Source organism: Limnohabitans sp. Rim8 (genome assembly GCF_945869175.1).
GTDB lineage: Bacteria > Pseudomonadota > Gammaproteobacteria > Burkholderiales > Burkholderiaceae_C > Limnohabitans_A.
This window is the reverse complement of sequence record NZ_CAMBNZ010000017.1, coordinates 18,294-39,993: the sequence shown is the minus strand read 5'-3', so window position 1 is coordinate 39,993 and position 21,700 is coordinate 18,294. Positions and strand designations below refer to the sequence as shown.

General features: G+C 56.0%; 19 protein-coding genes. 13 read left to right on the top strand and 6 right to left on the bottom strand.

Annotation, left to right across the window (positions count from 1 at the left end; all coding sequences use genetic code 11):
- Positions 1–35: 35 nt before the first annotated feature.
- From Q0O19_RS04515 to Q0O19_RS04505, 3 genes are all read left to right on the top strand, one after another.
- Positions 36–1,079 (top strand): glycosyltransferase family 1 protein, encoded by a 1,044-nt coding sequence (locus tag Q0O19_RS04515; RefSeq protein ID WP_295520455.1) that lies wholly within the window; start codon positions 36–38, stop codon positions 1,077–1,079.
- Positions 1,080–1,149: 70 nt separating this feature from the next.
- On the top strand, positions 1,150–3,234 hold the full coding sequence (gene ppk1, locus Q0O19_RS04510) for a polyphosphate kinase 1 (protein WP_295520444.1): 2,085 nt from the start codon (positions 1,150–1,152) through the stop codon (positions 3,232–3,234).
- Positions 3,235–3,239: 5 nt separating this feature from the next.
- Positions 3,240–3,701: a histidine phosphatase family protein gene (locus Q0O19_RS04505; RefSeq protein WP_295520441.1), complete on the top strand. Its 462-nt coding sequence runs from the start codon at positions 3,240–3,242 to the stop codon at positions 3,699–3,701.
- A 3-nt stretch (positions 3,702–3,704) separates the two neighbouring features.
- On the opposite strand, the gene Q0O19_RS04500 is transcribed toward Q0O19_RS04505, so the two are convergent.
- The 5 genes from Q0O19_RS04500 to Q0O19_RS04480 all read right to left on the bottom strand — a co-directional run bounded on the left by Q0O19_RS04500 (position 3,705) and on the right by Q0O19_RS04480 (position 8,598).
- On the bottom strand, positions 3,705–4,202 hold the full coding sequence (locus Q0O19_RS04500) for a hypothetical protein (protein ID WP_295520440.1): 498 nt from the start codon (positions 4,200–4,202) through the stop codon (positions 3,705–3,707).
- 117 nt (positions 4,203–4,319) lie between these two features.
- The gene (locus Q0O19_RS04495) at positions 4,320–5,822 is read right to left on the bottom strand and encodes a Ppx/GppA phosphatase family protein (RefSeq protein ID WP_295520438.1); all 1,503 of its coding nucleotides are present in this window, start codon (positions 5,820–5,822) and stop codon (positions 4,320–4,322) included.
- Between the two features lie 118 nt (positions 5,823–5,940).
- On the bottom strand, positions 5,941–6,273 hold the full coding sequence (locus tag Q0O19_RS04490; protein ID WP_295520454.1) for a helix-turn-helix domain-containing protein: 333 nt from the start codon (positions 6,271–6,273) through the stop codon (positions 5,941–5,943).
- Positions 6,274–6,296: 23 nt separating this feature from the next.
- The gene (gene arsJ, locus Q0O19_RS04485) at positions 6,297–7,553 is read right to left on the bottom strand and encodes an organoarsenical effux MFS transporter ArsJ (RefSeq protein ID WP_295520436.1); all 1,257 of its coding nucleotides are present in this window, start codon (positions 7,551–7,553) and stop codon (positions 6,297–6,299) included.
- A gap of 1 nt (position 7,554) precedes the next feature.
- Positions 7,555–8,598: an ArsJ-associated glyceraldehyde-3-phosphate dehydrogenase gene (locus Q0O19_RS04480; protein ID WP_295520434.1), complete on the bottom strand. Its 1,044-nt coding sequence runs from the start codon at positions 8,596–8,598 to the stop codon at positions 7,555–7,557.
- A 178-nt stretch (positions 8,599–8,776) separates the two neighbouring features.
- Between Q0O19_RS04480 and Q0O19_RS04475 the strand changes: the two genes are divergently transcribed.
- The 10 genes from Q0O19_RS04475 (at position 8,777) to lplT (ending at position 20,436) form a co-directional block, all read left to right on the top strand.
- Entirely contained in the window at positions 8,777–11,002 is a 2,226-nt protein-coding gene (locus Q0O19_RS04475) for an alkaline phosphatase PhoX (RefSeq protein WP_295520433.1), read from the top strand.
- 172 nt (positions 11,003–11,174) lie between these two features.
- Positions 11,175–12,194: a phosphate ABC transporter substrate-binding protein PstS gene (gene pstS / locus Q0O19_RS04470; RefSeq protein WP_295520431.1), complete on the top strand. Its 1,020-nt coding sequence runs from the start codon at positions 11,175–11,177 to the stop codon at positions 12,192–12,194.
- 96 nt (positions 12,195–12,290) lie between these two features.
- Positions 12,291–13,268, top strand: a complete 978-nt coding sequence (pstC, locus tag Q0O19_RS04465) for a phosphate ABC transporter permease subunit PstC (RefSeq protein ID WP_295520429.1) — start codon at positions 12,291–12,293, stop codon at positions 13,266–13,268.
- A 7-nt stretch (positions 13,269–13,275) separates the two neighbouring features.
- A complete protein-coding gene (gene pstA / locus Q0O19_RS04460; protein WP_295520452.1) occupies positions 13,276–14,130 on the top strand; it encodes a phosphate ABC transporter permease PstA in 855 nt (284 codons plus the stop codon).
- A gap of 54 nt (positions 14,131–14,184) precedes the next feature.
- Positions 14,185–14,958 (top strand): phosphate ABC transporter ATP-binding protein PstB, encoded by a 774-nt coding sequence (gene pstB, locus Q0O19_RS04455; RefSeq protein ID WP_295520427.1) that lies wholly within the window; start codon positions 14,185–14,187, stop codon positions 14,956–14,958.
- A 13-nt stretch (positions 14,959–14,971) separates the two neighbouring features.
- Positions 14,972–15,670: a phosphate signaling complex protein PhoU gene (gene phoU / locus Q0O19_RS04450; protein ID WP_295520425.1), complete on the top strand. Its 699-nt coding sequence runs from the start codon at positions 14,972–14,974 to the stop codon at positions 15,668–15,670.
- Positions 15,667–16,362, top strand: coding sequence for a phosphate regulon transcriptional regulator PhoB (phoB, locus tag Q0O19_RS04445; protein ID WP_295520423.1), 696 nt, complete (start codon positions 15,667–15,669; stop codon positions 16,360–16,362). Before phoU ends, phoB begins: the two co-directional genes overlap by 4 nt.
- Before the next feature lie 12 nt (positions 16,363–16,374).
- Entirely contained in the window at positions 16,375–17,700 is a 1,326-nt protein-coding gene (gene phoR, locus Q0O19_RS04440) for a phosphate regulon sensor histidine kinase PhoR (RefSeq protein WP_295520422.1), read from the top strand.
- Between the two features lie 86 nt (positions 17,701–17,786).
- A complete protein-coding gene (locus tag Q0O19_RS04435; RefSeq protein WP_295520420.1) occupies positions 17,787–19,226 on the top strand; it encodes a UDP-glucose/GDP-mannose dehydrogenase family protein in 1,440 nt (479 codons plus the stop codon).
- Entirely contained in the window at positions 19,219–20,436 is a 1,218-nt protein-coding gene (gene lplT / locus Q0O19_RS04430; RefSeq protein WP_295520418.1) for a lysophospholipid transporter LplT, read from the top strand. Before Q0O19_RS04435 ends, lplT begins: the two co-directional genes overlap by 8 nt.
- A 9-nt stretch (positions 20,437–20,445) precedes the next feature.
- Here the strand turns inward: lplT and Q0O19_RS04425 are convergent, their stop codons facing one another.
- The gene (locus Q0O19_RS04425; protein WP_295520416.1) at positions 20,446–21,636 is read right to left on the bottom strand and encodes a glycosyltransferase family 1 protein; all 1,191 of its coding nucleotides are present in this window, start codon (positions 21,634–21,636) and stop codon (positions 20,446–20,448) included.
- Positions 21,637–21,700 lie beyond the last annotated feature (64 nt).

Sequence of the window (21,700 nt, the reverse complement as noted above, 5' to 3'; positions counted from 1 at the left end):
ATCAACCGGGCACCCGCTGTGGAGACGGCGCCGGCATGAAGCTGGCCTTGATCACAGACGCATGGCACCCACAAATCAATGGGGTGGTGACCACGCTGCATGAATTGGTCGTAGCATTGGATCCTTGGGACGTCGACGTCACGGTTTTGCACCCCGGTTTGTTCAAGAGTCGCAGCTGCCCCGGTTATGCCGGCATTGACCTGGCTGTCCGACCTTACAAAGCATTGGCTGTCATGCTCGATGCCTTGCAGCCAGACGCGGTTCACATTGCCACAGAGGGACCTTTGGGTTGGGCTGCTCGCAAGCATTGTTTGAAAAGAGGCTGGCAATTCACCACGGCTTTCCATACGAAATTCCCTGAGATCTTGAAAGCGGCCTTGCGCGTGCCTTTGTTTTTGGGTTACGCCTTGTTCCGCCGTTTCCATAGCCCCTCTGCAGGGGTGATGGTGCCCACGCAAGGGGTGCTCGACATGCTGGCAAGCCGAGGTTTCCGATCGCTCAAGCCGTGGACGCATGGTGTGGACCTCGCTTTGTTTGAACACCATCAACAACCTTTGGACATCCCTGAACTGAAAGGTTGTCCACGCCCATATGCCTTGTATGTAGGCCGCGTGTCTTACGAAAAAAACATCGATGCGTATTTGGACTTGAACTTGCCGGGTACTCAAATCGTTTGTGGCGTCGGGCCATTAGAGGAGCAGCTCAAGGCGCGTTACCCGAACGTGCTGTGGATGGGTGTGCTGCCGCGCCAGCAATTGGCCAAGGTGTATGCCGCTGCCGATGTGTTCGTGTTTCCATCGCGTAATGAAACGTTTGGCTTGGTGATGCTCGAAGCCATGGCGTGCGGCACGCCGGTTGCCGCTTTTCCTGTCGATGGTCCCTTGCAGGTTTTGGGTGCAACGGAAGGGCAAATCACAGGAGGTGTGCTTTCTGAGGACCTGAAAGCTGCCGTTGAGCAGTGCCAACAGCTGAGCCGGACTGAACCAAGGCAAAGGGCCGAAGCGTTTGGATGGCCAAAGACGGTAGAACTTTTTGTGAAAAATCTGGTCCCGGTCTCAGCCAAAAAGAGAGGGCATTGACTCACTGTTTCGTCAGCAAATAGACATCACAGCTTCTTATAATGATCTTGAAATTCATTCATACTGAGCCATGGCTTATTCAAAAGATGTGACAACACTCCACGACGATCGAAGTATGCTGTTGGACCGAGATTTAAGCATCTTGGCGTTCAATGAGCGTGTTCTCGATTGGGCACACCGTCCGGAAGTGCCGGTGCTCGAGCGCTTGCGCTATTTGTGCATTGTTTCGTCCAATGTGGACGAGTTTTTTGAAGTGCGTGCAGAGCCCCATGTCATGGGCAGTTTGCAAGGTCTCAAGTCTGGCCCTTACACAGAGGCTTCTTTGAGCGCTTTGGGGGACAAGACCAGTGCCATGGTGGCTCGCCAATATGCGCTGTACAACGACGAATTGCTGCCCGCCCTGCAGCGCAGTGGCTACCGTGTGTTGTCGCATGGGGAGCGCAACGCCGCCCAGCGACAGTGGGTGCGCGGCTACTTTCAGCGCGAGGTGCAGCCTTTGCTGGTCCCTGTGGGCTTGGACCCCGCTCATCCCTTTCCTCAAGTGGCCAACAAGTCATTGAATTTCATCGCTCAGTTGTCGGGCAAAGATGCATTTGGTCGTTCAAACGAAATTGCGATTGTCAAAGTCCCGCGCGTCTTGCCACGTCTGATCCCTTTGCCACCGCGGGTGTGCGATGGCACCACCGCTTTTGTATTGCTCTCCAGTGTGATTCGTGCCCACCTCGCCGAATTGTTTCCGGGGCGTGAAGTGGGCCATTTTTCGCAGTTTCGGGTGACCCGCAATTCAGAATTGTCTGTCGACGAAGACGAAATCGCCAATTTGCGAATGGCCCTTCGTCAAGGCTTGCAGCACCGCAACTACGGCCAGGCTGTGCGCCTGGAGGTGTCGGCCAACTGCGCGCCCAAATTGGCTGAATTTTTGCGCAAAGAGTTTCAGTTGCCCGAATCGTCGGTGTTCCGTGTGAACGGACCGGTCAATTTGGTTCGACTCATGCAGTTGATTGATTTGGTGGACGCGCCCGAATTGCTCTTTCCGCCTTACAAGGCCAGTTTCCCGGCGCAGTTGCCCCAAAACGGCTCGATCTTCACGCGCCTCAAAGCCGGCGATGTGATGATTCACCAGCCCTTTGAAACTTTCGATGGCGTGTTGGCCTTTTTGCGCGAGGCGGTCATAGACCCGAACGTGTTGGCCATCAAACAAACCATTTACCGAGCAGGCAGTGATCCGACCATGATGGATTTGCTGCGTGAAGCGGTGCGCCGTGGCAAGGAAGTCACTGCCGTGGTGGAGCTCAAAGCGCGATTTGACGAAGAAGCCAACATCAACTGGGCTGAGCAACTCGAATCGATCGGGGTGCAAGTGGTGTATGGCATTGTGGGCCTCAAAACTCATGCCAAGATGTTGCTGGTCACCCGCCGCGAGGGCCGTTCACTCAAACGGTACGGCCATCTGTCCACCGGCAACTACAACCGCCGTACCGCGTCTTTGTACACCGACATCAGTTACCTCACGGCCGACCCTTTGATCACCGTCGACATGGACCAGTTGTTTGGCCACTTGGCGAGCCAAAGCCGTCTGCCCAAAATGAAGCGCTTGTTGGTCGCACCTTTCCATTTGCAAGCGGACATGATCCAGCGCATCGCTGCCGCAGGTGATGCGGCATCTCGCGGATTGTTGGGCCGGATCGTCATCAAGATGAATGCCTTGACCGATGTGCCCCTGATTGACGCTTTGCTGAAGGCAGGGCAGCAAGGCGCCAAGATCGATTTGATCGTTCGGGGCGCTTGCATGCTGCCCGCTCGTGTGGCAGGTTTGAGCGAAAACATAAGGGTGCGTTCGGTCATCGGGCGGTTTTTGGAACACTCACGCGTGTTCTATTTTTGTGCTGACCAAGACGAGTCGCTTTACTTGTCCAGTGCTGACTGGATGAGCCGCAACATGACGCGCAGGATTGAGTTGGCTTGGCCTGTGACCGATCCGGCTTTGCGTCAACGCCTGATCGACGAATGCCTGATCGCCTACTTGCACGATCGGCGCGATGCTTGGGACTTGGCTTCCGATGGTCAATACCACCGGGTGGATTTGACAGGTCCAGGTCATGGCGCACAAAACGCCTTGATTCAACGCTACAGCGCCTCACCCCAAAAGAGTTGAACGCCATGGACTTGATTGTTTGGCGACATGCCGAAGCCTATGAGGCCGAGCCGGATGAGGACGACATGAACAGGGTGTTGACTTCACGCGGCAAGAAGCAAGCCGAGCGCATGGCGGTTTGGCTGGAGAGTCAGTTGCCGCAAGGTACGCGCATCCTCAGCAGCCCAGCCGTGCGGGCCGAGCAGACAGTTCGTGCTTTGGGTCGCAAATACAAAGTCCGCGATGCCTTGTCACCCGGCGCTACAGTGGCCGATATTTTGGAAACTGCGGGTTGGCCTGATGCCAAATACCCCGTGTTGGTGGTTGGTCATCAACCCGCTTTGGGCGCGTTGATGGCTCAACTGTTGGGGATGTCAGAATCGGCTTGCGGCATTCGCAAGGGGGCTGTTTGGTGGGTTCGCCGGCGCAATCGGGAAGGGCAAGACCAAACATTGCTGCAGGCCGTGCTCTGTCCTGATCGCATTTGACCATCAGGACTTGGCAGGACGGCCCGTTTTGATGGTGGGCACGCTGGCCAGTGCTTTTTTGAAGGTCACATCATTCATGCGGGTCAGGGCCTGCAAGCCGGCACGGATCAACTCACTTTTCTTGATCTCAACACCCAGTTCCAGAGCGCGTTTTTTGGATTCGCCGATTTGCAGCAATTCGCTCTTGGGGATGGTGAAACTGTCACGCACCACTTTGACTTTTTTGTCCTTCAAAGGCTTCGCAGGGCTGGCAGCTGACTTGTTGGCAGCCGATTTGTTTGCAGCGGATTTGTTTGCAGCGGATTTGGGGGCTGTGGTTTTGACTTCCACGGGGGCAGGCGCTGGAGCAGGTGTTTTGGGTTTGGCATTCGCGGGGGATGCCACTTTTTGAGGGGCTTTGCGCGCAGCTTGGGTTGGGGCTGCTTTTGTAGCGGCCTTGCGCGAAGGGGCTTTTTTGGCAGATGTTTCAGCGTTGGCGGTCACAGTGGTGTGGGTGTTCATGGTGATCAATATTGAAAATTAACGGTGCATACAGTTTATACAGTTGTTTCTGTATTTGCAAGCATGCCGCTACATGGCGTTCAAGAAGCCTCGAACCGGCCTTGAACGCCATTTTTTTCAATTCATTTGCACTTGAAATACCCAGTCCGTTTTGAGCCAGGCGTTTTTTTCTTCGCGCAGCAGGTGCGCCGATTGCGGCCAAAGTTCTGCCCAGTCCGGTTTGATGCTCAGTTGCGCACTGCGACCTTGCGCATCGCAGACCAAGTTCAGCCCTGACAAGTCCGGGTCACGGCGGGCGTGGCACAAAATCACGGCCAATCGCAAAGCCATGAGTTGCTGGACGAAGCTGACATCTTCCAGTTCGGATTCAAGTTTTCGCAGCTTGCCTCGGTGACCCAACACCAGCTGGCTCAGGCGGTGCAACTCATCCATGGTGAACCCTTGCAAGTCGGTGTTGTCCAGAATGTACGCGCCGTGCTTGTGGTAGTCGCTGTGAGAGATGCGCATGCCGGTTTCATGCAATTGGCAGGCCCAGCGCAGTTTTTGCAAATACCTTTGTCGCTCAGCCAATGGGGTGTTGACGGTGTCCGCCATCAGATCTTCCAACAGGTCTTGCGCCGTTCGAGACACCCGTTCGGCTTGCAACTTGTCAGTGCCAAACCGTTGGGCCAACCAGTCCACCATCGACGAACGCACATCTTGCATGCCTTCACGATCAATCAGGTCGAACATGGCCCCGTGCCGCAGGGCGCCTTGCGCTGCGTGCATTTCGTCGATTTGCAGCAGATCGAATACAGCTTGCAAGACCGCCAAGCCTCCGCCAATGACGGGTTTGCGGTCTTCTTTGACCCCATCCAATCGCAAGTTGTCGGGCTTTTGGGCTTTCAGCAAGCGGTCTTTGAGCCAGGCCAAGCCCTCTCGGGTGACCAAGGCTTCAGGCCAGCCTGCGGCAGTCAGGACATCGCACACCGCCCCCACAGTGCCAGACGAGCCATAACATTTGTCCCAGTGTTGTCGGTTGAACAGTACTTGGGCTTCATCGAGCACGGCTTTGGCAGCGATCTCTGCGGCTTTGAAGGCGGAGGTCGTCCACAAACCGTTGGGAAAATACTTCATGGACCAGCCCACGCTGCCCACCCGGTAAGACTCCAAGGTGGTGGCGTTTTCATGTCGGCCCAAAATCATCTCTGTGGACCGGCCGCCGATGTCCACCACCAAGCGCCGGTCATCGGATTGGGGCAGCATGTGTGACACCCCCAAATAAATCAAGCGCGCTTCTTCACGTCCCGCAATCACTTCGATCGGGAAACCCAAAATGTGTTTGGCCTTGGTCAAAAATTCGTCACGATTGCGCGCTTCACGCAGGGTTTGTGTGGCCACTGCCCGCACTTGGTTCGGCTTGAAGCCTGAAATGCGTTCACCAAAGCGGGCCAAGCACTCCCATCCCCGCGCCATCGCCTCTTCGGTCAGGTTGCGATCAGCGTCCAGACCATTGCCCTGCCGAACGGTCTCTTTGATGTACTCCACGCGCCGCAGTTGCCCCGCATCCATCTGGCCAATCTCCAGTCGAAAACTGTTCGAGCCGAGATCAATGGCCGCGTAAAGGGACTTGGTTTGCATGCGAAGTGAAGTGTATTGAATTGCGAAGGCGCAATTATGGGACTGAAATGGGAAGAAATCATGACAACACGGCCCACATGGACACCACTGAAAACAGGCCAGCCGGCAACGGTACTTTTCAGCAGTTGGAGACTTCACACGTCACAGACGGCATGTCGGTGCAAGGCAAACCGCCACAGCAGTGTGCGGTCAAAAACCCCACCAGGCTTTGCATCACGGCCATGTCAGCGCGGTAGTGCAAAAAACGCCCCTCGCGCCGCACGCTCACCAGACCGGCATGGTGCAACTCCTTCAAGTGAAAAGACAGTGTGTTGGCCGGCACCTCCAAGGCCAGAGCGAGCTGACCTGGCTGCACGCCATCTGGACTCGCGCCCACGATGGCCCTGAACACACGCAAGCGAGAAGATTGAGCCAAGGCCGCCAGAGCCGTGACCGCCCAATCTTCTTCCATGGCCGCAGTCGACAATTTGATGTTCATGGTGGGGTGACTTCAGACGGTGATGAGGGGCGTTCAAGCAAACCCAGGGGCAGTCTCAGAGTGGCCATCCAGCACAACAGCAGCATCAAGGCTGAGCCCAAGAGCGCATACATCAGCCCGCCCCACTGGTACAAAAGGCCCGACAGCAAGGTCCCCATGAAACGACCCAGTGCATTGGCGGCGTAATAAAAACCCACGTCTTCAGCTGCTTTTTCAGAGCCCGCATAGGCCAGAACCAAATAACTGTGCACCGAGGAGTTGATGGCGAACGCAAAACCGAACAGGCTCAGACCGCCCACCACCCACCACTGCACGTGCGGCGCTTGCAGCCACAAAGCAGCGGCAATGGCCAAGGGGATGAGCATGAGGGCGGCAGACCACCACTGGGCAGCAGGCACCTCACGGCTCAGGCCGTCGGCGCTGCGCCGAACCAGCAGCGGGGCCAGCGCTTGCACCAAGCCGTAGCCAATGGTCCAGGCGGCCAAAAAACCACCGACCATGGTGAAGGTCCAGCCCAACGAGTACAAAAATACCGGTACCCCCACCACAAACCACACGTCGCGCGCGCCAAACAAAGCCACGCGGGCCGCAGCCAACGCGTTGATGCCCGGATTTTTGGCAAACAATTCACGCGCCGAGCCTGAGGGTTTGCTCTTGCCCATCATGGGGGGCAAACTGCTCACCACCCCGACCAGCACCAAAGCCAAGAGCCCCGACATGGCCCACAGTGAGCCCTGAAAACCCAAGGTTTCCAACAGCAAACCGCCCAGGAAAAAGCCAAAGCCCTTCATGGCGTTTTTGCTGCCGGTGAACCAGGCCACCCACTTGAACAGCTGGCCATTGCCCGTGTCTTTGGCTTGTGCCTGCGTGATTTTGATGGCCGATTTGCTGGCGGTTTTGGTCAGGTCTTTGGCCACACCGCACACCCCTTGCGCCAACACCACCCAGGCCACCGACATGGCCGCAGTCCACTCGGGTTGCAGTGCGGAGAGCAAACCAAACCCAATGATTTGCGTGGTCAGGCCCACAGTGAGCATACGGGCAATGCCGTAGCGCGTGGCCAGCCAGCCACCAATCAGGTTGGCCAACACGCCCGCACCTTCGTACAGCAAAAACAAAAAAGCCAGGGTGAAGGGCGAGTAGCCCAGCTTGTAAAAGTGCAGCAGCACCAACATGCGCAAAGCACCGTCGGTCAGGGTAAAGCCCCAATAGGCGGCGGTGACGATGCCGTAGTGGCGTTCAGCAGCATTCATGTCAAATGCCAACGTCGTTCATGTGGCATGCCAGATCGACCATGCGGCAGGCGTAGGCCATTTCGTTGTCGTACCAAGCGTAAATTTTGAGCAGCGTGCCGTTGGTGACCATCGTGGACAGCGCGTCCACAATCGCACTGCGTGTGTCTCGGGCGTAATCGACGCTGACCAAGGGGCGGACCTCATAGCCCAAGATGCCCGCCAGCGGGCCTTGTGCCGCAGCCGCAAACAAGGCATTGACTTCTTCAGCGCTGGTCTCGCGTTTCATCTCGAATACACAGTCGGTGAGGGATGCATTGAGCACCGGGGCCCGCACCGCGTGGCCATTGAGTTTGCCCTTGAGTTCGGGGTAAATCAGGGCAATCGCTGTGGCACTGCCCGTGGTGGTGGGGGCCAGGCTCATCATGGCGCTGCGGGCGCGGCGCAGGTCTTTGTGTGGCGCGTCCACCACCAAGTTGGTGTTGGTCGGGTCATGGATGGTGGTGATTTGGCCGTGCTTGATGCCAATGGCTTCGTGCACGACTTGGACCACAGGCGCCAGACAATTGGTCGTGCAGGATGCGGCCGTCACGATGCGGTGTTGGGCCGGGTTGTACAGCGTGTGGTTGATGCCGACCACGATGTTCAGCACATCGCCCACTTTGATGGGCGCAGCCACGATGACGCGCTTGGCCCCACGGTCGAAGTGGCCTTGGATTGTTTCGGGCGTCAAAAACTTGCCGGTGCATTCCAGCACCAAGTCCACGCCCCTATCGCCCCAGGGGATGTCCCCCGGGTTGGCGTGCGATGAAAAGCCCAAAGTGCGCTCCCCGATGCGGATGTGGCTGTCGCCTTCTGCTTCGATGTGTTCACGCCACTTGCCCTGCACACTGTCAAACGCCAGCAAGTGGGCCGTGGCAGCAGCGCCGCCTTTGAGTTCGTTCAGATGCACCACCTCCAAGCGGTTGCCTGCGCGGGGGTCGTCTTGTTGGCGCTCGGCAGCGCCCATGGCCGCACGCAGGGCCAAACGGCCAATGCGACCCATGCCGTTGATACCGACTTTCATGGTTAACCTTTCGATGATTCTGGAATTATCAATCAATGAACTTTGCCACCTCTGTGTGACAGCAAGATGACATGTTCTGGCCATCTCTGTGAAAGAACGGGGTGCATCGGAATGCTTGGATTGACATCAAACGGTCATAAAAACCCCCTTCAATCGAGAGTTTTCAAATGGAGTTTTCATGTCGCACCACGACCACGATCCCGTTTTCAATACCTCTGACAACCCGCACTTCCAAGACGTTTTGGCCCAATCGCTGCAAAACCCTGCCCGCCGTGGTTTGCTGCGCGGTGGTTTGGGTTTGGCTGGTCTGGCCATGCTGCCCGGATGTGCATCCATGGTCTCTGGCGTGGCGGCAGCGCCCGCGGCCCTGGGATTTCCATCGGTGGACAAAAGCTTGCTGGACAACGTGATCTTGCCGCCCGGCTACCAATACACCGTGTTGCACGCCACGGGCGATGTGCTGGATTCAGCCCTGCCTGCGTACTCCAACAAGGGCATTGAATCGGACGACTGGGCGCGTCGCATTGGTGATCACCACGATGGCATGGACATTTTCTACATCGATGCCAATGGCCGCTACACCGAAAAGGAAACAGGCCGTGCCGTGCTGTGCGTGAACCACGAAAGCTCGGCCGATGCGCACTTCATGCACCCCAATGGGCAAACGTCCAATGGCGTCAGCGGCAAAAAATTCACGCAATTTGGAGACTGGGATTTGGGTTCTCGCCCCGAATTGGAAGTGCTCAAGGAAATCAACCACCACGGGATTTCTGCGGTCGAAATCGTCAAAACCCCACAAGGCTGGCGCGTCAAGCAGGATTCGCCTTTGAACCGCCGCTTCACGGCCCAAACACCGGCGCGCATCAGCGGCCCACGCGCTGAAATCGAGAACATCCGCAGCTTCATGGTGACCCGTTGGGACACGGCTGGTGCCATGTCGCGTGGCACCTTGAACAACTGCGGCCACGGCAAAACGCCTTGGGGCACCTATTTGGGCTGCGAAGAAAACTGGGCCTTTTACTTTCAGGCCACGGGTACGGGCACAGGCCTGTCCCCCAAAGAAGTGGCGGCACGCCGCCGCTATGGCGTGGCTGCTGCAGCCCCCGCAGCGGGTGTGCAAAAAGCCATCAGCCAAGGCTGGCACACCGTGTCGGCCACCGACGACCGATTTGCCCGTTGGAATTTGGCCGCTGTAGGGGCCAACGCCGAAAGAGATTTCCGCAACGAAGCCAACACCTTCGGCTACAACTTCGAGATCGATCCACTGTCGCCTTCCTCCACCCCCGCCAAGCGCGTGGCCATGGGCCGTTTTGCTCACGAAGCCGCCGTTTGCGGCATCCCCAAAGCGGGCGAGCCCTTGGCGTTTTACATGGGCTGCGATTCACGCAACGAGTACATCTACAAGTTCGTGAGCACCGCGGTTTGGGATCCTCGCGATGTTGGCGGCGGCATGCTGGCCGGTGACAAATACCTGAGCGAAGGCAAGTTGTATGCGGCCCGTTTTGATGCCACAGGCCAGGGCGAATGGTTGGAATTGACCATCGCCGCTCCGCGCATCGCTAATTTTGCGTCTTACAAATTTGCCAACCAAGCCGATGTGTTGGTTAACCCCCGCTTGGCGGCGGATGCGGTGGGCGCCACCAAAATGGACCGACCAGAGTGGGGTGCTGTGAACTACCGCAACGGTGAAATCTACTTTGCCCTCACCAACAACAACGCAGCCAACCGCACCCCCACCAAAGTGGACGCGGCCAACCCACGTGCTTACATGGATTTGGACGGCAACAAAGGCATGGGCAACCCCAATGGCCACATCATCCGTTTCAAAGAGGCGGACAACAAATCGACTTCCAAAGGATTCACTTGGGACATTTTCCTGTTTGGTGCAGAAGAGGATGCGGGTGACGCCAACCTGTCTGGCCTCACGGCCAAAAACGCTTTCTCATCTCCTGACGGCATGTGGTTCAGCAAGGCCACGGGCATTTGCTGGATCCAGACCGACGATGGTGCCATGACCGATGAGACCAATTGCATGATGTTGGCGGCCATTCCCGGGCAGGTGGGCGACGGGGCAAAAGTGACCGTCAAAAACAAAATGGTGATCGGTGGGGTGGAGCAAACCGGCACCCAAGAGACTTTTGTTGGTGCCGCTTTGGGTGAAGCCAAATTGCGCCGCTTTTTGGTGGCCCCCAAAGGCGCTGAGGTGACCGGCATCACAGAAACCGCCGACGGCCGCACCTTGTTTGTCAACATCCAGCATCCCGGCGAGTTGTCCAAACCCTTGTCAACCGGCAGTGCGCCTCAAAGCGTGTGGCCAGGCAACCAAGGTTATGGCGTGGCCGGTCGTCCGCGCTCGGCCACCATTGTCATCACACGCCAGGACGGTGGCTTGATCGGTCTGTGACCGATTCACCAGATCAGACAAGGCTCAAGATGGCTTGAACCTTGTCTTGAGCCTTGTCTTGAAACGTCGCCGCATTTTTTATGACATCAAATTGTCATAATTGAACATTAGAGTCAGTTTTGTTTCTGTTTTTCGGAAACCCCATTTCCCCCACCCTGAACCAGGAGTTCAAATGTTGAAACTGAAATCATTTATCGCTGCCCTTGGCATGACCGTTGTGGCCGCCTCTGCCATGGCTGCCGACATCACCGGCGCTGGCGCCACGTTCCCATTCCCTGTGTATGCCAAGTGGGCTGAAGCCTACAAAGCGGCCACCAACGTCGGCCTGAACTACCAGTCCATTGGCTCTTCCGGTGGTATCCGCCAAATCCGCGCCAAGACCGTGACTTTCGGTGCAACAGACGCCCCTATTTCTGGCGCTGATTTGGACAAAGACGCCATGGTTCAGTTCCCCATGATCATTGGTGGAACGGTGCCTATCGTGAACTTGGACGGTTTCAAGCCCGGTGAGTTGCGCGTTACAGGCCCCATCTTGGCCGAAATTTTTTCCGGCAAAATCAGCAAGTGGAACGACCCCAAGTTCGTGGCTTTGAACCCCGGCAAAAACCTGCCCAATGAGATCATCACTGTGGTGCACCGCGCTGACGGTTCCGGCACCACTTTCAACTTCACTGACTACCTGAGCGCTGTGAGCAAAGAGTGGGCTGATGGTCCTGGCAAAAACGCCACCGTCAAGTGGCCTGCGCCGACTTCGGTGGGCGGCAAGGGCAATGAAGGCGTGGCTGCCAACGTCAACCGCGTGAAGGGTTCTGTGGGTTATGTGGAATACGCCTACGTGAAGAAGAACAACATGAACTTCATGCAAGTTCAAAACGCAGACGGCCGTTACGTCAGCCCCGATGACCTGACCTTCGCTGCTGCTGCTGCCAGCGCTGACTGGTTCAGCGTTCCAGGCATGGGCGTGTCGATGGTGAACGCCAAGGGCGCCACCAGCTGGCCCATCAGCACCGCTTCTTTCATCGTCATGTACAAGAACCCTGCTGACAAAGCTGCTTCCAACGAAGCGCTCAAGTTCTTTGACTGGTCCTTCAAGAACGGCAAGAAAATGGCCGCTGACCTGGACTATGTGGCCTTGCCTGACAGCCTGACCGATCAGATCCGTTCACGCGTCTGGTCACAAATCCAGAAGTAATTCCGGTGCTTTAAAACAGTGATCCGTCGGTTGACAAAGCGTTCAGCCGACGGATTTTCTGTTGATTTTGATGGTCATTGTTGGATGGACTCCCGCATGCAAAATTCCCTTTCTGAAGCAAAAGACAGCAGCCAAATGCTGGCCGTGGCCAAGCGCCAGAGGTTTCAAGATGTTTTGTTTCACAGATCAACCCAGCTTTTCTCCTTGATCGTGCTCGCTGCACTGGCAGGCATCATCATTTCGTTGTTTGTCAATGCTTGGCCCACGTTTGCCAAATTTGGTGTGCCATTTCTGTGGTACGCAGAATGGGACGTGAACAACGAGCAGTTCGGCGCGGCTTTTGCCGTTGTGGGTACCTTGTCCAGTGCAGGTCTGGCCTTGTTGATTGCAGTGCCTCTGGCTTTCGGTATCGCGGTATTTTTGACCGAAACTTGCCCGGTGTGGTTGCGTCGCCCCTTGGGCACCGCCATTGAATTGTTGGCCGCTGTGCCATCGATCATTTACGGCATGTTCGGCTTGTTTGTGTTTGCGCCCTTGTTTGCCGACTACTTTCAAGTGCCTGTGCGCGACTTGATGAGCGGCATGCCTTTGATTGGCTTCTTGTTCGGCGGCGCGCCCAATGGCATGGGCATTTTGTCCGCAGGCATTGTTTTGGCGTTCATGGTTTTGCCTTTTGTGGCGGCCGTGATGCGCGATGTGTTTGAAATCACCCCACCCATCTTGCGCGAATCGGCCTATGGCCTGGGCTGCACCACCTGGGAGGTTGTGCGCGGGATCGTGTTGCCTTACACCCAAAAAGGGGTGATTGGCGGCATCATGCTGGGCCTGGGCCGAGCCCTGGGAGAAACGATGGCCGTGACCTTCGTGATTGGCAATGCCAACCGCATGCCCACTTCCTTGTTCTCGCCAGGTACGTCGATCGCTTCGACCTTGGCCAATGAGTTTGGCGAAGCGGCTGATTTCCATATGTCTTCTTTGTTTGCACTCGGCTTCTTGCTGTTTGTGATCACATTCGTGGTCTTGGCCTTGGCCAAGTGGATGATCAATCGGGCTGAGAAAGCCAAGGGGTTCTGATATGGCTGTGAACATGGATCAAGGTCTTTACCGCCGTCGCCGAATGGCCAACGCTTGGGGTATGGCCACATCAATGGTGGCCATGGCTTTGGGCCTCACGGTGTTGATGTGGATTTTGGTGGTGCTTTTCAGCAATGGTTTCGCTGCATTGGACTGGAACATGCTGACCCAAGACACGCCTGCACCTGGCACGGATGGCGGTGGCTTGCGCAATGCCATTGTGGGCAGCTTGATGATGGTGGGTTTGTCGGTTTTGGTGGCCACACCAGTCGGTATCTTGGCGGGCATTTACCTGACCGAATACGGTGACCACAGCAAAACGGCTGAGCTGACGCGCTTCGTGACCGACATCATGTTGTCCGCCCCATCGATTGTGATTGGTCTGTTCGTTTATGCGATCGCAGTGGCCACTTTGGGACGCTTTTCAGGTTATGCCGGCAGCATGGCGCTGTCCTTGATTGCCGTGCCTGTCGTCATGCGCACGACTGAGAACATGTTGCGCTTGGTACCCGGCAGCTTGCGCGAGGCCGCCTTTGCCCTGGGCGCACCACGCTGGAAAGTGTCCTTGTCGGTGACTTTGCGTGCTGCCAAAAGCGGTGTGATCACAGGTCTGTTGTTGGCCATTGCCCGCATCAGCGGTGAAACAGCGCCTTTGTTGTTCACCGCCTTGAACAACCAGTTTTTCAGCACCGACATGAGCAAGCCTATGGCCAATTTGCCCGTGGTTATTTACCAGTTTGCCATGAGCCCTTACGACAATTGGATCCGTTTGGCTTGGGGTGGTGCCTTGCTGGTCACTTTGGCCGTCTTGCTGCTCAATATTTTGGCTCGCGTATTTTTCCGGGAAAAGACATCTGCTTGATGCAGATAGTCACCCCAATCCCCAAAAATCTTTTTCGAATCAACAGGAATCCTTATGCCTGACAAAAGTCCAACGCAAAACGCCATCGAAGTCCGTAACCTTGACTTTTTTTACGGCAAATTCAAAGGCCTGAAAAATGTCAACTTGGACATAGCGGAAAACCGCGTGACCGCCTTCATCGGTCCATCGGGTTGCGGCAAGTCCACATTGCTGCGCACGCTCAACCGCATGTACAGCCTTTACCCAGGACAGCGCGCTGAGGGCCAAATCAACTTTTACGGTCAAAATATCTTGGATAAGAGCCAAGACTTGAACTTGCTGCGTGCCCAAATCGGCATGGTGTTCCAAAAGCCAACCCCTTTCCCGATGTCGATTTACGACAACATCGCTTTTGGCGTTCGCTTGTATGAAAACCTCAGCCGTTCCGATATGGATGAACGTGTCGAGTCAGCCCTGAGCAAGGCAGCGATCTGGAACGAAGTCAAAGACAAATTGGGCCAAAGTGGTTTGTCTCTCTCAGGCGGTCAGCAGCAACGCCTGTGCATTGCCCGCACCATCGCGGTCAAGCCCAAGGTCATCTTGCTCGATGAGCCCACTTCGGCACTGGACCCGATTTCGACGGCCAAGGTGGAAGAGTTGGTCAGTGAGTTGAAGAAAGACTACACCGTGGCCATCGTCACGCACAATATGCAGCAAGCGGCGCGTGTATCGGACTTCACCGCCTACATGTATCTGGGCGAATTGATGGAGTTTGGTCAAACCGAGCAGATTTTCATGAAACCTGCCCGCAAGGAAACCGAAGACTACATCACCGGCCGATTCGGCTGATCAGGAGAAAAAAATGGAAAAGCATATTTCGAGTCAGTTTGATGCTGACCTGACGAACGTGTCCTCGCGTGTCTTAGAGTTGGGTGGATTGGTTGAGTCGCAGACTCGCCATGCTGTTTATTCATTGGCCCAGTTCAACCGGGAGGTGGCCGATCAGGTCATCGCCACTGAAAAGCAAGTGAACAAACTGGAAGTGGAAATCGACGCTGAATTGGCCTCCATCATCGCGCGCCGACAGCCTACTGCGATTGACTTGCGCTTGTTGATGGCCATTTCCAAAATCACAGGCAACTTGGAGCGCGCGGGTGACGAAGCCGAGCGCATTGCACGCATGGTCAAGTTGATTTTGGATCAAGGTACACCCAGCAATTTACCTTCTTCTGAACTGCGAATCGCAGCAGATTTGGCCACGGGTTTGCTTCGCAAAGCCCTGGATGCCTTTGCCCGTTTGGATGTCAATACTGCCTTGGTCATCTTGAAAGAAGATGACTTGATTGACGCCGAATTCAATGGCTTTCTGCGCAAGTTGGTTACCTACATGATGGAAGACCCCCGCACCATTTCAGCCAGCCTGGATTTGCTGTTTGTGGCCAAAGCCATTGAGCGAATTGGTGACCATGCCAAGAACATTGCTGAATTTGTGATTTACGTGGTCAAAGGTGCAGATGTACGCCATACCGCCTTGACCGAGATTGAAAAAGCGGTTCAATGAGATCCATTCCACGCATTCTTATCGTTGAGGACGAACCCTCGATTGCCGAGTTGATTGCTGTCAATTTGCGGCACAACGGCTTTCAGCCGGTGTGGGCGATTGATGCCGAAACCGCACAACGAGAACTTGATGAAATTTTGCCGGACGTGATCCTGCTCGATTGGATGTTGCCGGGTGAGAGTGGTTTGACTTTGGCGCGACGTTGGCGTTCGTCCACCCGCACGAAGACGGTACCCATCTTGATGCTCACAGCACGCGGTGACGAATCCGATCGGGTGGCAGGACTTGACGCGGGTGCAGACGATTACATTGTCAAACCGTTTTCACCGCGTGAACTTTTGGCTCGCATTCGCGCCGTCTTGCGTCGCCGCGTGCCAGAGGCATCGGGCGGCGTCGTCAAAATGGGTGAACTGCAGCTGGATGCTGACACGCACCGTGTGAATTTGGCCGACAAACCACTCAAAGTAGGCCCGACCGAATTCAAGTTGCTGCATTACTTCATGCGTCACCCTGAACGCGTACACAGTCGTGGCGCATTGCTCGACAAAGTGTGGGGCGACCATGTTTACATCGAAGAGCGCACGGTGGATGTTCACGTTAAGCGACTTCGTGAATCCTTGGGTGAAGCGGGCGCGATGGTCGAGACCGTCCGCGGTGCGGGCTACAGGTTCACGCACTTGCCATTGGCTTGATCTGGCGCTTGAATGATTTTTTCGGTCGTCGAACTGGTGATGGGCGTGCTGGTGGCCGCTGTACCGGGTTGGTTTATTGGTGGAGTGGTGGGTGCACTGGCAGCAGCGTGTTTGGCATTGTCGACGTATTCGCTGGTGATGGTTTGGCGTATCCACCGATTTGAACAATGGTTGGGCGGCCCTTTTCTTGTGCTCGATCCGCCTTGGCAAGGCGTTTGGTTGGAAATGTCCTCGCGCATCTTGCGTCTTTTAAGGACGCAAGAAAAGCAGGCGTCCATGCATGAAAAACGCTTGAAAGATTTCTTGTTGGCCATCCAAGCCTCACCGAACGGTGTGGTCTTGCTGGATGAGGATTCGCGCATTGAATGGTGCAACAACACCGCCGCTTCGCATTTGGGACTGGATGCGCAAAAAGACCGTATGCAGCACATTGTGCATCTGGTGCGTGACCCTGTGTTTGCCAAGTATTTTGCGCAAGACGAGCACAGCACCGAGGTCATCATCGACGGGCGTTCCAGCTCGGTGATCAATGCCCGAAAATTGTCGGTGCAGCTGCACGCTTATGGCGATGGGCGTCTGTTGCTCTTGACCCGTGACATCACGGCATTGGCGCAGGCTGACGCGATGCGGCGCGATTTTGTGGCCAATGTGTCGCATGAAATTCGCACACCGTTGACCGTGCTGAGCGGTTTTGTAGAAACCTTGCAGTCGATACCGCTCGATGATGCCGAGACCCAGCATTACTTGCAACTCATGTCGGTACAGTCTGACCGCATTCAGTCCCTCGTTGCGGACTTGCTCACTTTGTCGCAATTGGAAGGCAGCCAATCCCCTGGTGTTCAGGAAAAAGTGCATTTGCCAACTTTGATGATGCACATCCATGCCGATGCGCTGGCCTTGACGGAGTTGTTGGCAGCCAAAGGAGATGGGCCTGTGCATCAAATCGACATGGATCCTGTGCCAGAAGCCGCTTTGCTGGGTTCTCGATCCGAGTTGATCAGTGCGGTATCCAACCTCATCAACAACGCCATCCGGTACACCCCGCTGGGCGGGAGTATCCACTTGCAATGGTCACTGACGCCGGAGGGTGCAGTGTTTGCCGTGAAAGACTCAGGTCCAGGCATTGCGGCCGAGCACTTGCCGCGTTTGTCCGAGCGTTTTTACCGTGTGGACCGCAGCCGTTCGCGTGAAACGGGCGGCACGGGATTAGGCCTGGCCATCACCAAGCACGTCATGCAGCGCCATGGTGGTGAACTGCGCATTGAGAGTGTGGTGGGGCAAGGCGCTACCTTCAAGTTGTACTTGCCTCTCAGTCGCGTTTCCAGCCAACTGGATTGAACCATTTTTTCACGCTACTTTCATGGTTTTGACACCACTGTTTCACCGTTCAGAGTGAACATGCACGTCAACACAGGAGAGTGCTGATGCGTGTCACGGTCATTGGGTCGGGTTATGTGGGTTTGGTCACTGGCGCCTGTTTGTCAGACTTGGGATTCAAAGTGGTTTGCATGGACAAGGACGAAGACAAAATTCGGGCCTTGCAAGAAGGTGGAGTGCCTATTTTTGAGCCGGGCTTGAAGGCATTGATGGCCCGCAACCGTGCCGATGGACGCATCCGATTCACCAGCGATGCATCAGAGGCCATCGACCATGGCGATATTTTGTTCATCGCAGTGGGCACGCCCCCAGCAGAAGACGGATCGGCCGATTTGGGCCATGTTTTGTCCGTGGCCGCCACCATTGGCCGCCACCTCAAAAGCTTCAAGCTGGTGGTCAACAAATCGACGGTGCCGGTGGGCACTGCCGACAAGGTGCGTGCGGCGCTCACGCACGAGTTGCTGCACCGTGGCATGTCACCCGATGTGTTCGATGTGGTGTCCAACCCCGAGTTCCTGAAAGAGGGCGCGGCCATCGACGACTTCATGCACCCGGACCGGATTGTGATCGGGGTCGATGAGGGGCTGCACCATGCCCGCAGTCAGCGCATGATGGGTGATTTGTATGCCAGTTTCAACCGTCACCATTCCCGTACGGTGTGGATGGATGTGCGCAGTGCTGAATTGACCAAATACGCGGCCAACGCCATGCTGGCAGCCCGCATCTCCTTCATGAACGAGATTGCCAATTTGGCCGATGTGCTGGGGGCTGATGTGGACCACATCCGCCGCGGCATTGGCGCCGATACGCGAATTGGGCACAGCTTTTTGTACGCCGGCAGTGGCTACGGTGGCAGCTGCTTTCCCAAGGACACCCAGGCCTTGGTCAGCACGGCCAAGGCCTATGGGCAAAGCATGGCCGTGGTCAGTGCGACAGAACAGGTCAATGAACGTCAAAAGTTGATTCTCGTGGAGCGCTTGGTTCAGCGCATGGGCGAAGACTTGACCGGGCGAAAAATCGCCATTTGGGGGCTGGCTTTCAAACCCAATACCGACGACATGCGTGAGGCCCCCAGCCGTGTGGTGATCCGCCAATTGTTGAAACGCGGCGCACAGGTCAGCGCTTACGATCCTGTCGCAGGACACGAAGCCATGAAAGCCTTGCGCCTTGATTTTGAAGGTGAAGAAAATGGCTTGGAGCGTTTTGAGTTGTTCGACACCGACATGCAGGCACTGGAAGGCGCGGATGCCCTGATGGTGCTCACAGAATGGAAAAACTTTCACAATCCCGATTTTGTGTCCATGAAAGCGGTGATGCGCTACCCGCTTATTTTGGATGGACGCAATCTGTACAACCCGCAGGCGCTGTGGGAGTTGGGCATCGCTTACCAGGGCGTTGGGCGGCGCAATGGCATGGCCTTGTCCTTTGACCCTGTTCAAGGTGATGTGACTGAAGCTTCGGCGTCGCGTACGCCGCCACATGCCTAAAGGCTTTTACTATTTGATCTTGGCCCAATTTGCCAGTGGGCTGGCCGACAATGCCTTCATGATTTTGGGTGTGTTCTTTTTACAAGAACAAGGCTATTCAGGGTGGTGGGCCCCCTTGTTGAAGTTCGCGTTCACCTTGTCGTATGTCGTTTTGGCCAGTGTGGCGGGTTCAGTGGCCGATGCCTTTCCCAAAAGCCGGTTGATGGCGGCGATGAACCTCTTGAAGTTGGCTGGCGTTTTTTTGCTCTTGACGGGATTTCACCCTTTGTTGTCATTTGCCCTGACCGGTTTGGCGGCCGCCTTGTATGCGCCGGCCAAATATGGCTTGGTCAGTGAGGCCGTCCCCACCCGTTTGCTGGTCAAGGCCAATGCCTGGTTGGAAGTTTCAGTGGTTCTTTCGGTGATGCTGGGTGTCGCCTTGGGCGGTGGCTTGATCCAATGGCAACTGGGCAGTGGCCAAGGGTCAATCCAAGCATTGGGTGAGGGGTCGACCTGGTGGGTGGGGACACAGATCCGTGATGCATTTGGGGTGGTGTGCTGCATTTATGGCGTGTCTGCTTTGCTCAATATGGGCGTGACCCCTATGAAGTCACGACGGCTGCACCCGTTGACATGGCGCGGCATTCAGTGGTCCGCCTTTTGGCAGCAAAACCGGCAACTGTGGGCTGATCCCTTGGGCGGGATGTCATTGCATGTCACCACCTTGTGTTGGGGCGCAGGTGCGGTGCTTCAGTTTGCAGTGTTGCGATGGGCGCAATCCAACGCAGATCTGAGCTTGCAACAAGGGGCTTATTTGCAAGCCGTGGTGGCTTTGGGAGTGATGGGTGGTGCCACCATGGCCGCCTACAGAACTCGAATTTTCAATGCACGCCGTGCCTTGCCATGGGGGTTGGTTCTGGCTGCTGTATTGCCGACGATGGCACTCATCCATTCGCTGCCCTGGGCCTTGCCCTTGCTGCTGTTGTCGGGCTGGGCTGGGGGCATGCTGTTGGTGCCGATGAATGCCTTGTTGCAGCATCGGGGGCTGAAAGTCATGAATCCAGGCCAATCGATCGCTGTGCAGGGTTTCAACGAAAATTTGAGCGTGTTGGTCATGCTCGGCCTTTACAGCGCATTACTGGCTTGGGAACTGCCCTTGCTGCCCATCATGCTGCTGCTGTCTTTGCCTTTGCTGTGTGCCGTATTGCCCTGGCTTCGGCGCCGGGCATGAAAAGACAGATCAGCCCTTGGAGCCTGTGGTCAGTGCGTTGCGGAAAATCACTTCCACTTGTGACACGATTTCTTGCCAGTCCCAGGGGCGAATACTGTCAGCAGCGTGCGTTTTTGCCTTGTGCAAAGTCGCCGCACTTTCGGTGATTTCAAGCGCTTTGAGCACATAGTGTTCGGCGTCTTCGCCTTGAACTAACCAGCCGTTTTTGCCGTCTTCGATCACTTCTGTGGCTGCTGCACAGTCAAAAGCTAACACGGGCGTGCCGCTGGCCATGGCTTCGAGCGTGACGTTGCCAAACGTTTCGGTCAAGCTGGGGAAAAGAAACAGGTCTGCACTGGCATACACATGGGCCAACTCCGCGTGAGAGCACATGCCCATGAAAATGGCTCCAGGGCAATCGGACTGCAGTTGGGTGCGGTAGGGTCCATCGCCCGCAAAAACGAGTTTGACTCGGCGGCCTTTTTGCGCAAGGGCTTGGTACGCGCTCGCGATCAAATCCAGATTTTTTTCTGCAGCCAGCCTTCCAACAGACAACAGCACCACCGTGTTCTCGTCGGCTTGCCATTGCGATCGCAAAGTGTCACTGCGCTGACCGGGATGAAACAACTGCGTGTCAACGCCTCGGGCCACAATGCGCAAGTTTTCAAAACCGACGGCTTGCAGCTGGGCTTTGAGGGCGCGTGTGGGCACCATGGTGCAATGGGTCCGGTTGTGAAATTTGCGCAAATAAGCCACGATGGGTTTGCTGAGCCACCCTACGCCATAGTGTTTGCTGTAGCTGTGAAAATTGGTGCGAAAGTCAGAAGTGACTGGTAAACGCAAGACACGGGCCGCTTGCAGCGCCGACCAGCCCAGCGGGCCCTCGGTGGCGATGTGCACGAGGTCAGGCCGTTTGACAGTCCAAGCCTTGACGAGTGACTTCTTGCTCGGGAAGCCCAACTTCAGTTCGGGATACTTGGGGATGGGCAGGCCTCTGAGCAAGATTTCGGACCATCCGGCGTGCGCTGCAGCGGTGTCGAATTTGTCTTGACGTGGGCGGATGAGTTGAATGGTGTGCTTGCGCAGGCTCAGTTGGTGAATCAGTTTGGACAAGGTCAGTGCCACGCCATTGACCTCCGGTGGCCAAGTCTCGGTGACCACCGCGATGCGCATGGATGGATTTTCTGGCTCGATGTTTTCTACCAGGATGCGGTCGGTCATGAGTTTCTCCATGACAGCCATCATGACTTTCACATTTAACAACTTGATGACAAAGTCAGATTTG